The sequence below is a fragment of the Brevundimonas sp. MF30-B genome (assembly GCF_004683885.1).
Taxonomy (GTDB): Bacteria; Pseudomonadota; Alphaproteobacteria; order Caulobacterales; family Caulobacteraceae; genus Brevundimonas.
In genome coordinates, this window is record NZ_CP038440.1 from 2,216,698 (window position 1) to 2,227,663 (window position 10,966).

The window sequence follows — 10,966 nt, forward strand, 5'->3', positions numbered from 1 at the left end:
CTAGTCGTCACGCGGCATCACCGAAAAGCCCGCCAGCCCCTCGCGCCCCGCCAGCTGCTTCACGAGATCGTCCACGTTCAGCGGGACCGGCCCCCTCGCCTTGATGTGATGCTCGTGCACCGCGCCGTCAGGGCTGAGGACGTGGCCGATGCGCAGGGCCTTGAGTCCGTTCTCGGACAGCAGACGCCGAAGAGTGGTTTCGCAGGGCGCCTCCCCCCCGGTCCAGCGCAGGGTGACGTCCAGCACGCCCACGTGCGGCAGGCGCGCATCCAGGAAGCGCAACACGGCCAGCACCAGCAGCGTCGCCCCCGCCGCCGTCAACGCCAGGTCCAGCATGCCCACGCCGAACATCATGCCGATGGCCGATGTGGTCCACAGCGACGCCGCCGTTGTCAGGCCGTGGACCGAAAAGCCCTCGCGGAAGATCACCCCGGCGCAGAGGAAGCCGATGCCGGTCAGTATGCCATGCGACATCCGCGTGGGGTCGATGACCAGGTTCTGGCCCGGCAAGCCGACGAAGCTCCAGGTCGCCTGATGCATGGCCGCCAGCATCAGCACGCACGAGGTCATGCACACCAGGATGTGAGTGCGGAACCCCGCCGGATGGCCGTGATAGGTGCGCTCCACCCCGATCAACCCGCCTGCGGTCATCGCCGCCGCCACGGGCCAAGCCAGCGCCAAGTCGATCATCGTGTCTCTCCCCGACACCGCCTCTGCGGACGGTCGAACCGGGGATGCTGGACCGCGTCGCGGCGGCCCGCAAGCGGCCTCAGTCGTCGCGCGGATCCAGCACGAAGTCACAGACCCCGCCGATGCCGCCCAGGCTGTCGGCCAGGGCTTTCAGCTCGGTTTCGCCATGCACCTTCATGCGCCAGGTGCGGCGGATCACGGCGCCGCCCTCAGCCAGTTCGATGCGATCGTGGCGCACCTCCGAACCGTGCCGGGCCAGAGCCGCCTCGACTTCGGCCTGGGGAGAAGGACCCTCACGCCGCCAGCTCACCGCCACATCGGTCAGAACCCGTGACGGCACGCCGTTACTGACCAGTCGCAGCGCGACTAGGATCAGAGCGGTCACCGCCGTTCCGACCGCTCCCAGCGAGAAAAGTCCCGCACCGAACAGAATGCCGAGCGCCGAGGTGATCCACAGCGACGCCGCCGTCGTCAGCCCGTGGATCGAGAAGCCCGAGCGGAAGATGACGCCGGCGCATAGAAAGCCGATGCCCGTCAGCACCCCGTGCGCCATGCGGGTGGGATCGGTGACAATATTCTCGTCCGGCAGGGCCCGGAACGCCCAGTCGCCCTGTGACATGGCCGCCAGCATCAGCAGAGCCGAGGCCAAGCAGACCAGAATATGCGTGCGGAAACCCGCCGCCCGCCCGCGCCATTCGCGCTCGAAGCCGATCAGCCCCCCGGCAACGACCGAGGCCGCAAGGGCCGACAGGGTGAAGGGCCAGTCCATAGCCTCAGACGACGGTGGAGGCGGCTGCGCGGTCGATCATCAATCCCACCACGCCTGCACCCGCCGCCGCCAAGCCAAGCAGAAGCGCTCCAGCAGCGATCCACGCCACGAGCTTCACCCTGCGCCACGGTCCACCCGTCAGCGGCGGGGCGTCGTCGCCGGGCAAGGCGACGCGGACATCAGGATCGGGTTCAGGCTCAGCCATGTTTCTCTATGTAGGTTTCAGGATCCTTGTTCACGGGCTTGACGCCCGTGATGTGCTCAGCCTCGAAGGCGGCGTACTTGACCGCCAGCTCGTGGCGCGTGTCCAGCGAGGCGTTGATGCGGAAATCGGTCAGGCCCTGCCGCTCCTCCTCGCCCATGTGCTTGGAGTTGACGACATTGGCCTCGCCGACCGCGTCCAGCCAGGCCTGGGTGCCAACCTGGTGCTTTTCAACCGCCTTCACGGCGTCGCGCAGCTTGTTATGGTCCTCGATGGCGTCTTCGGTTTCGCCCTCGACCGTGCCGTCCTCGGCGTCATTGGCGCCCTCGCCCAGCTTGAGCAGTTCGGGATAGAAGAACCGCTCCTCGGCCTCGGCGTGCGCGTCCAGAAAGGCCGACAGCCGCCCCCAGACCTTGGTCAGGGCATCTGTATCCTTGGGATCGATCTGCTCGATGATCGAGAACAGCCGTCTCTGCTCGGCATGGTCGTCGAGAATCAGCTGGCAGATGTCCATGGAGCGCCCCTTCAGTTTAACGCCACGCTTGAACCCCCGGCGCTTCGAGCGGTTCCGGGCGCCGGCTTGTCGTCGGGGTCGCATCGGGGCAATCTGAGCGATCATCGATCTGCGAAAGAGGCCCAGTCATGCGTGCGTCTCTCTGCGTTTCCCTGATCCTGACCGTCGGGTTGGCGTCGCCAGTCGCGAGTCAGGACGTGCGTTCCCGCTTCCTAGAAACCTGCCGTTCCGAAGTAGTCGCGGCCAACCCTCAAGGCGCAGCCTGGGCCGATCAGGAATGCGGCGATCGCTGGACGGCCGCCATGCGGTCCAATCCCGCCGTGGACGCCCTGCTCTCGCTTTTCAGGGAAGGATCAACGTCTCCCCGAACCGCCGCCGAGATCCGCGCGCGCGCGACGCCCGTGAACTGGTCCGGACCGGAGGGCCGCCTCGGCCCGTTCGTCGCCAGCGTGGACGACCCTGACCTTGCGCTCAATCTGGCGTGGCAGGCGCAGGGCGAGCCGTCGCCGTTCGATGTGCCGTCGGCCTTGCGCGTGCGCGGCGCGCAGTTGACGCGCATCGGCTGCTACGGCTTCGGCTTTGGAGAGCAGACCCACGTCTATCGCGTGGACCTGACGGGCCACGCGCCCTTCGCCCTGACGGTCTATTCGCGCGAAGCCCCGACGGCGTCGGCCTTCTCAAGCTATTCGGTTTCGGCGCGCGCCGACCGGGTCATCCCCACCCTAACGCAGCTGCAGGCCGATCCAGACGTGGAGTGGCGGCCCGACTGCGGCTGATCAGCCCGCGTACTTCGCCGCGTCCTCGTCGGAGATGTCCTCGTTGGAATAGACGGCCGAGACGTCGTCTTCAGCATCCAGCGCGTCCAGCAGCTTGAACAGCGTGCCGACCGCGTCGCCGGTGACCGGCACTTCCGACTGAGGCTTCCACACGATGGCGGTGGACTTGGGATCGCCCAGCACCTTGGACATGGCGTCGGCGACCTCGTTCAGGTCCTCGAAAGCGGTCCAGATGGTGTGGCCCGGCGCGTCCTCGTAGATGTCGGGCTTGACCAGGTCGCTCTCGACGTCCTGGGCGCCCGCCTCGATGGCGGCCTCCATGACGGCGTCCTCGCTGCCGGCCTCGGCGGCGTAGGTGATCTTGCCGACCTTATCCCACATGAAGGCGACCGAGTTCATCTCGCCCAGCGCCCCGCCGTTCTTCGAGAAGGCGGCGCGAATGTTGGAGCCCGCACGGTTGCGGTTGTCGGTCAGGGCCTCGACGATGATGCCCACGCCGCCGGGCCCGCGGCCCTCGTAGCGGATCTCCTCCATCGTATCGACGTCGCCGCCCGACGCCTTGTTGATGGCGCGCTGGATCACGTCCTTGGGCAGGCTTTCCGCCTTGGCGTTGTTCACCGCCAGGCGCAGGCGGGGGTTCAGGGCCGGATCGGGCATGCCGGACTTGGCCGCCACGGTGATGTCGCGCGACAGCTTGGAGAACAGCTTGGAGCGCTGCGCATCGGCGCGCCCCTTGCGGTGCATGATGTTCTTGAACTTGGAATGGCCGGCCATGGGATCGTCTTCAGCAGTCTGAAACTTGTGAGGCGCTCCCTAGCGGATGGGCGGCATCGTGTCACGACGCCGACCGGAACCGCCGCCACGGCGACGGATTACGTCGCTACAGGACCACGCGAAGGGAGGCCGCCATGGGCGCCGAAGAAGCTCTGATCGACGACTACGACGACTATGAGGAAGCCGACATCGTCGAATGGTACGAGGCCAAGCCCGTCACCGTCTCGACGGCGGTGGCCACCGGCTCCATCGTCGCCGCCTTCACCTTCGGCGTGCTGACGGCCGTGGGCGCCCTGGCCCTGCTGGGCCACTTCGACGACTGACGAGATTTTGAAGGCGGCTAGTCCGCCTTCAGGTTCTCCACCACCGCCCGCAGCTTGGCCGGCAGAGGCTTGGGTCGGCGCGTCTCGGCGTCGACATAGACGTGGACGAAATGGCCGATGGCGGCCGGCGCGCTGGCGCTGCGCTTGAAGACGGCGAAGCCGTAGCTGACGCTGGATGTTCCGATCCGGTCGACCTTGATGCCGACCTCGATCACATCTGGGAATTTCAGCGACGAGGTATAGCGGCAGCCCGAATCCACCACCAAGCCGATCGACTCGTCCAGAGCCCCCGCGATCAGCAGGTGCGCGTTCACCGCCGAATCAACGAACTCGTAGAACTTGGCGTTGTTGATGTGGCCGTACTGGTCGTTGTCGGCCCAGCGGGTCGAGACCATGTGAAAGGCCTTGTAGGTGGCCCGCTCGGCCAGAGCGCCCTCGTCTCTCTTCGGCATTGTTTCTTCCCAAGGCGTCGGCTTGATCGCCGCTCTTCCAGGGCCGACCGTCAGGCTTGGCCGACGCGGCGTCAAGCGCCTAGCGTGAGGTCAGGAGGCCCCGCCATGATCCAGACCCGCGCCGCCGTGCTCCGCGCCATGGGCGCCGCCCGCCCCTACGCCGACAGCCGCCCGCTGACGATCGAGACGGTCATGCTGGACCCGCCCGGCCCCGGCGAAGTGCTGGTCGCGATCAAGGCGGCCGGCCTGTGCCATTCCGACCTCAGCGTCATCAACGGCGACCGCCCCCGTCCCCTGCCGATGGCGCTCGGCCACGAGGCGGCCGGGGTGGTCGAGGCGTTGGGCGAGGGCGTGAACGACCTGATGATCGGCGACCACGTGGCCATGGTGTTCATGCCGTCGTGCGGCCACTGCGACCCCTGCGCCGGCGGTCGGCCGGCCCTGTGCGAGCCCGGCGCGGCGGCGAACGGCAGAGGCGAACTGCTGACCGGCCGTCGGGCGCTGCATGACGCGGAGAGGGCGCCGCTGAACCACCACCTGGGCTGCTCGGCCTTTGCGGACCGGGCCGTGGTGTCGCGCCGGTCGCTGGTGAAGATCGATCCCGACCTGCCGTTCGAGATCGCCGCCTTGTTCGGCTGCGCTGTGCTGACGGGCGTCGGCGCCGTGGTGAACACCGCCGGCGTGCGGCCGGGCCAGTCCGTGGTCGTGGTCGGCCTGGGCGGGGTCGGCCTGGCCAGCGTGCTGGGGGCGCTGGCCGCAGGGGCCTCGCCCGTCGTCGCGGTCGATCTGAACCCTGACAAGCTGGCGTTGGCGGCCTCGTTCGGCGCCGTGGCCACAGTCGACGCCTCGGTCCCCGACGCTGTCGAGCAGGTCCGCGCCCTGACGAACGGCGGAGCGGACGTGGCGCTGGAGATGGCCGGTTCGGTTCGCGCGCTGGAGGCCGCCTGGAAAATGACCCGGCGCGGCGGGACCACCGTCACCGCCGGCCTGCCGCCGCCCGACGCGGCCCTGGCGGTCAACATCGTGAACCTGGTCGGCGAAGAGCGAACGCTGAAGGGCTCCTACATCGGAACCTGCGTGCCCAGCCGCGACATCCCCCGCTACGTTGCCCTGTACAGCGACCGCCGCCTGCCGGTGGACCGGCTGCTGTCCGGCGTCATCGGCCTGGAAGACATCAACGCGGGCTTCGACCGCCTGCACGCGGGCGAGGTGGCGCGGCTGGTGGTCCGGCTCTAGCCCAGCAACGCCTCGACCTCTTCGCGCGTGCCCAGCGAAGGTTGGGCGCCGGGGCGGGTGGCGGCCAGCGCGCCGGCGGCACAGGCGAAGCGCAGGGCCTGGTCTGGCGCCATTCCATCCAGCAGAGCCACGGTGATGGCGGCCACGAAGGCGTCGCCGGCGCCGGTGGCGTCCACGGCCTCGACCTGGGGCGGCGTGGCCCACGCCATTTCGACGCCGCGCTGATACATGGCCGCGCCCTTGGCCCCGCGCGTGACCACGACCCGTCCGCCGCCGCGATGCAGAGCGTCGCCGTAGAACTCGGCCTCGGTCTCGTTGACCACGATCAGGTCGGCCCGGCGCAGCAGGTGCTCGGACACCGGGGCGGCGGGGGCCAGGTTGGCGCAGACGAAGTCGGTCGCGCGCCCCACGGCGGCCTCGACGGTGTCGAGCGGCAACTCCAGCTGGACGATCAGGGGCCCTTCGATGCGCTGGGGCAGTTGCTCGGGCGTGACGAGGTGGTTGGCCCCGGCCGCGACCGTGATCTGGTTCTCGCCGGTCGGATCGACCGTGATCAGGGCGACGCCCGTGGGGGCCGCCACATCGGTTTCGACCCCCGCCAGATCGACGCCGAATTCCTCCATCAGCGCCAGAGCCTCGGCGGCCATGCCGTCGGCGCCGACGCGGCCGATCAGGCAGACCTCGGCCCCCAGCTTCTCGGCCGCCAGGGCCTGATTGGCGCCCTTGCCGCCCGGGTGGCGAGCCAGGGTGGCACCGGTCACGGTCTCGCCTACGCGTGGCAGGCTGGGCGCTGTAGCGACCAGGTCCAGGTTGATCGAGCCGACGACGGTGATGCGCATCAGGCCACCCGCTCGGCCAGCAGGTCGAACAGACCGTCGGCGTCGGCCGCCACAGCCCAGTGATGGCGCGCGGTCGCGGGATCGACGCCCCGGAACTCGACCGCCGTATGGCCGCGCGTCAGATCGGACGCTGTCTCGATCTGAATATGACACGGCCGGACCTCGAACAGATCCGGCTTCAGGAACCAGGCCACGGTGACCGGGTCATGGACCGGCGGGGCGTCCCAGCCGACAATCTCGCGCTCGACCCGCTGGGAGAAGCGCATCATGGAGGCCGCGGCCTGGGCCTGGGGCGTGTCGATGGCCTCGATTCGGGCGATGCGGGCGTCGGTGGCGCGCACCTGGTGGGTGGCGTCCAGACCGAAGACGGTCAGGTTCAGGTCCGAGGCGAAGACCTCGGCCGCCGCGTCGGGGTCAGCCCAGATGTTGAACTCGGCCGAGGCGGTGATGTTGCCGCCCTCGCTGCGCGCGCCGCCCATGACCGAGACGGGACCAAGGCGGGCCGCCAGCCGAGGCTCGCGACGCAGAGCCAGCGCAAGGTTCGTCAGCGGGCCCATCATGGCCAGCGCCACCGAGCCTTCTGGGCGCCCCATGACGATGTCGACGATGGCCTCGGCCGCGTGGCCGGGCGTGGCCGGAAACGGCGGCTCGAAGGGGGTGAGGTCGCCCAGGCCCTCGGCGCCGTGAAACTCCCCTGCTCCGGCGGGTTCGCGCACCAGGGGCCGGTCGGCGCCCAGAAAGACCGGCACGTCCTCGCGCCCGGCGATCTGGCGCAGGATGCGGGCGTTTCGGCCAGTGCGCGAGACGGGGACATTGCCCCCCACGGCGGTGACGGCCAACAGGTCCAGCTCAGGCGAGCCGAAGGCCAGGAACAGACCCACGGCGTCGTCCACGCCGGGGTCGCAGTCGATGATCAGGCTTTGCTTCTTCACCCCGCCGGTTTGGCGGGCGTCGGGCTTCAGGGCAAGTGCGCGCCATTGCCCCGACATCGCAAGCGGGTCACAACGGCGGCCCGCCGCCTGCGGATCGTCCGTTTTCCAGGAGTGCCCATGCGCCCGCTTCTTCTCGCCGGCTCCGTCGCCGCTCTCGCCTTCGCCGCCTCTTCCGCCACGGCCGAAGAGGGCATGTGGACCTTCGACAACTTCCCCATTGCGCGCGCCAATCAGACGCTGGGCACCAGTATCGACCAGGCCTTCCTGGATCGCGTGCGCCTGTCGTCGGCCAAGTTTGGCGGCTGTTCCGCTGGGATCGTCTCGGGCGAAGGGCTGGTGCTGACCAACAACCACTGCGTCGCCACCTGCGTGGCCAACCTGTCGACCCAGGCGGTGAACTACGCCGAGACCGGCTTCACCCCGCGCAGCCGCGAGGAAGAACTGAAATGCCCTGGCGGCTCGGCCGAGATCCTGACCGAAATCGTCGATGTCACCGAGCGGATGCACAAGGCCGGCGAGGGCCTGTCGGGCCAGGCTTTCACCCGCGCCCGTGACGCCGAGGCCGCCCGGATCGAAGCGGAGTGCGGCGATGCTGCTGACGCGCGCTGCCAGGTCGTCAGCCTGTACCGCGGCGGACAGTTCAAGCTGTACCGCTACAAGCGCTACACCGACGTGCGCCTGGCCTGGGCGCCCGAGGATCGCGCCGCGACCTTCGGCGGTGACCTGGACAACTTCTCCTTCCCCCGCTTCGCCATCGATGCGGCCTTCATCCGCCTGTACGAGAACGGCGCCCCGGCCGCGACGCCGACCCATTTCCGCTGGAACGCCGACCAGCCGACCGAGGGCGCGCCCGTCTTCGTGTCCGGCAGCCCCGGCGCCACCCAGCGCCTGCTGACGATGGAGCAGCTGGCCTCCATCCGCGATGTCGTGCTGCCGCTGGACCAGTTGATCGCGTCGGAGCTGCGCGGCCGACTGATCAACTTCTCGCAGGAGAGCGAAGAGAACGCCTTCATCGCCATGGACCCGATCGTGGGCCTGGAGAACACCTACAAGCGCGGGCGCGGCCGGATGGCGGCCCTGATCGACGCCAACTTCATGACGATGAAGGCCGCCGCCGAAGTCGACTTCATGCAGCGTTACGCCCAGGCCAACCCGGGCCAGGCGGCGGACCCCTGGGGCCAGCTGGAGGCGGTGCAGCCGACTCTGCGCGAGCTCTACCCCGCCATGGCGCTGCTGGAAGGCGGCACGGGTCTGGGCACCACGCCGGTCGCCGGCGGCTCGCAGCTGTTCTCCTATGCCCGCACCCTCGTGCGGGCCGCGCAGGAGCGGGCCAAGCCTTCGGCCGAGCGCCTGCCCGAGTTCGCCGACAGCCGTCTGGCCGGCGTGCAGTCCGGCCTGTTCGCCGAACGCCCCGTCTATCCGGCGCTGGAGCAGGTGCGTCTGGAATGGTGGCTGTCCAAGACCCGCGAGTGGCTGACAGTGGACGACCCGCGCGTCCGCGCCCTGCTGGGCCGCGAAAGCCCCGAGGGCCTGTCGGCCAGCCTGGTCGAGGGCACGCGCCTGGCCGATCCGGCGGTGCGCCGCGCCCTGTGGGAAGGCGGGCTTGAAGCGATCCAGGCGTCCGACGACCCGATGATCCGCTATCTGCTGTCGATCCAGGAGCCGACCCGCGCGATCCGCGCCGAGTGGGAGGAGAAGGTCCAGGCCCCGACCGACCGCGCGTCCGAAGCCTTGGCGACCGCGCGCTTCGCCGCCTATGGCGACACCGTCTATCCGGACGCGACCGGCACGCTGCGCCTGACCTACGGCCAGATTGAAGGGACGGACGTGCCGGGCCAGCGCTTCGGCGCCTTCACCACCTTCGCCGGCCTGTGGGACCGCGCGACCGGCGCCGCGCCGTTCGACGTCGCGCCCAAGCTGCTTGCCGCGCGCGAGCGGATCGACGCCGACACGGTGCTGAACATGGCGGTGTCGTCCGACACCATCGGCGGATCGTCCGGCTCGCCGGTGGTCACGCCCGCCGGGGACATCGTGGGGGCCAACTTCGACTCCACAGTCCTGACCCAGCGCAACGCCTATGGCTATGACCGCAACGTCAACCGCAGCGTGATCGTCACCACCGGCGCGGTGACCACCGCCCTGCGCGATGTCTACGGCATGACCGGCTTGCTGGCCGAGCTGGGCGTGCGCTGAGACGCCCAAACGGAACCTGAGCTGTGCGAGGGGGTTCTGGCGACGGACCCCCCTTTCGTCTGTCAGGAGCCTGCCGTGAAAGTCCGTGACCTCATGACCCGCGACGTCCACGTCGCCCGTCCCGAAGACACCCTGCAGGAGGTCGCGCGCCGCATGGCCGACGGCGATTTCGGCTTCGTGCCGGTGGCCGACGGCGAGCAGTTGATCGGCGCTCTGACCGACCGCGATATCGCCATCCGCGCCGTGGCCTCCGGCGCTGCGCCTACGGCCACGGTCGGCGAATTCGTCAGCCGCAACGCCTTGACCGTACGCGACGACGAAGACCTCAAGGCCGCGCTGGACCTGATGGCTTCGCGTCAGATTCGCCGCGTGCCGGTGATCGACAAGAACGGCCGGCTGGTTGGGGTCGTTTCGCTGGGCGACCTGTCGACCCGCGTGAAGGAAAAGTACGCCGGGGAGGCGCTCGAGGACATCTCCCGGCCCCGTTAAGCGTCGGCTAACCCTGTCGTCACACCGAGACGTAACCCCCTTCGTTCATCGTAATCGCTCAAAGAAGGGTGAACGATGGCGCGGGCGCAGTTTCAGAAGGGGCAAAAGGTCTGGGTCGAGTGCGTGGGCGCCTGGGCCCATATCGAACAGGTCTGCCCCGTCTGGGCCAAGGGCTTCGAAGAGCCCGTTCGCGTCACCTATGACGTCGGCCTGGGACGCGAGTTTCTGGCCCACGAGCTTCTGCTCCCGGCCGACGATCCGGCCGCGTCCGATTTGGGCGACTGGCGTCTCCTGCGCGCGCGCAACAAGTGGCAGCCGTTGGAGGATTGCGCCCATCACCCCTTGCCGGGGACCTATCCGGTAGTGGTCACAGACACGGCGGACTGGGGCGGCTGGCGCGTGCCGGGCGCCGAGTACGATCGAGACCCGGCGCGCATAGAGATGCAAGCGCGAGTGATCGCCGCCGCGCCGCGCCTGATGACCTTGGCCGCCCAGCTGATCGATTTCGTGTCTGACAGTCCGGAAGACGCGCCGCCGGAGCTGCTGCAGCTGGCCAAGCGGGCCCGCGCCACCCTGCGCGAGGCCACAGAGGTGCTGGGCCCGCCACCCGACAGCCTGCCGCGACCTTCGAACGCCGCCTGAGCGGGTTTCGCCCTCGACACGAATCCGCGACGCAGCCTAGATTCAGCTCAGCCGACGAATCGTCTGAGGAGCGCAAATTGCGGGCTGAGCGCCGCGAGAACGGAGGGCGACGCGGTTCCGATCGGGGGATCAAAG

General features: G+C 69.2%; 14 protein-coding genes. 6 read left to right on the forward strand and 8 right to left on the reverse strand.

Features of this window, described 5'->3' with window-relative positions:
• From E4M01_RS11205 to E4M01_RS11220, 4 genes are all read right to left on the reverse strand, one after another.
• The gene (locus E4M01_RS11205) at positions 1-690 is read right to left on the reverse strand and encodes an MgtC/SapB family protein (protein WP_135064675.1); all 690 of its coding nucleotides are present in this window, start codon (positions 688-690) and stop codon (positions 1-3) included.
• Between the two features lie 79 nt (positions 691-769).
• Complete coding sequence (locus E4M01_RS11210) at positions 770-1,459, reverse strand: MgtC/SapB family protein (RefSeq protein WP_135064672.1); 690 nt, start codon at positions 1,457-1,459, stop codon at positions 770-772.
• 4 nt (positions 1,460-1,463) lie between these two features.
• Complete coding sequence (locus tag E4M01_RS11215; RefSeq protein ID WP_135064669.1) at positions 1,464-1,664, reverse strand: hypothetical protein; 201 nt, start codon at positions 1,662-1,664, stop codon at positions 1,464-1,466.
• On the reverse strand, positions 1,657-2,175 hold the full coding sequence (locus E4M01_RS11220; RefSeq protein ID WP_135064666.1) for a hemerythrin domain-containing protein: 519 nt from the start codon (positions 2,173-2,175) through the stop codon (positions 1,657-1,659). The genes E4M01_RS11215 and E4M01_RS11220 overlap by 8 nt, the downstream gene beginning before the upstream one ends.
• 128 nt (positions 2,176-2,303) lie before the next feature.
• Here E4M01_RS11220 and E4M01_RS11225 point away from each other — a divergent pair, with 128 nt between their 5' ends.
• The gene (locus E4M01_RS11225) at positions 2,304-2,951 is read left to right on the forward strand and encodes a hypothetical protein (protein WP_135064663.1); all 648 of its coding nucleotides are present in this window, start codon (positions 2,304-2,306) and stop codon (positions 2,949-2,951) included.
• Here E4M01_RS11225 and E4M01_RS11230 read toward each other — a convergent pair whose 3' ends face one another.
• Complete coding sequence (locus E4M01_RS11230; RefSeq protein ID WP_135064660.1) at positions 2,952-3,725, reverse strand: YebC/PmpR family DNA-binding transcriptional regulator; 774 nt, start codon at positions 3,723-3,725, stop codon at positions 2,952-2,954.
• 134 nt (positions 3,726-3,859) lie between these two features.
• Between E4M01_RS11230 and E4M01_RS11235 the strand changes: the two genes are divergently transcribed.
• Positions 3,860-4,048, forward strand: a complete 189-nt coding sequence (locus tag E4M01_RS11235) for a hypothetical protein (protein WP_135064657.1) — start codon at positions 3,860-3,862, stop codon at positions 4,046-4,048.
• A 17-nt stretch (positions 4,049-4,065) separates the two neighbouring features.
• Here the strand turns inward: E4M01_RS11235 and E4M01_RS11240 are convergent, their stop codons facing one another.
• The gene (locus tag E4M01_RS11240) at positions 4,066-4,500 is read right to left on the reverse strand and encodes a thioesterase family protein (RefSeq protein ID WP_135064654.1); all 435 of its coding nucleotides are present in this window, start codon (positions 4,498-4,500) and stop codon (positions 4,066-4,068) included.
• 105 nt (positions 4,501-4,605) lie between these two features.
• Between E4M01_RS11240 and E4M01_RS11245 the strand changes: the two genes are divergently transcribed.
• Complete coding sequence (locus E4M01_RS11245) at positions 4,606-5,736, forward strand: zinc-dependent alcohol dehydrogenase family protein (RefSeq protein ID WP_135064651.1); 1,131 nt, start codon at positions 4,606-4,608, stop codon at positions 5,734-5,736.
• Here E4M01_RS11245 and E4M01_RS11250 read toward each other — a convergent pair.
• Positions 5,733-6,575 carry a ribokinase gene (locus E4M01_RS11250; RefSeq protein WP_135064649.1) on the reverse strand — a complete coding sequence of 281 codons (843 nt, stop codon included), beginning with the start codon at positions 6,573-6,575 and terminating at the stop codon, positions 5,733-5,735. The two genes, E4M01_RS11245 and E4M01_RS11250, sit on opposite strands and share 4 nt — an antisense overlap.
• Entirely contained in the window at positions 6,575-7,507 is a 933-nt protein-coding gene (locus E4M01_RS11255) for a nucleoside hydrolase (RefSeq protein WP_135065144.1), read from the reverse strand. Before E4M01_RS11255 ends, E4M01_RS11250 begins: the two co-directional genes overlap by 1 nt.
• A gap of 117 nt (positions 7,508-7,624) precedes the next feature.
• On the opposite strand from E4M01_RS11255, the gene E4M01_RS11260 reads away from it, so the two are divergent.
• The 3 genes from E4M01_RS11260 to E4M01_RS11270 all read left to right on the forward strand — a co-directional run bounded on the left by E4M01_RS11260 (position 7,625) and on the right by E4M01_RS11270 (position 10,831).
• Entirely contained in the window at positions 7,625-9,700 is a 2,076-nt protein-coding gene (locus E4M01_RS11260) for a S46 family peptidase (RefSeq protein ID WP_135064646.1), read from the forward strand.
• A gap of 75 nt (positions 9,701-9,775) precedes the next feature.
• The gene (locus E4M01_RS11265; protein WP_135064643.1) at positions 9,776-10,189 is read left to right on the forward strand and encodes a CBS domain-containing protein; all 414 of its coding nucleotides are present in this window, start codon (positions 9,776-9,778) and stop codon (positions 10,187-10,189) included.
• Positions 10,190-10,264: 75 nt separating this feature from the next.
• Positions 10,265-10,831, forward strand: coding sequence for a hypothetical protein (locus E4M01_RS11270; RefSeq protein ID WP_135064640.1), 567 nt, complete (start codon positions 10,265-10,267; stop codon positions 10,829-10,831).
• Positions 10,832-10,966: the final 135 nt, after the last annotated feature.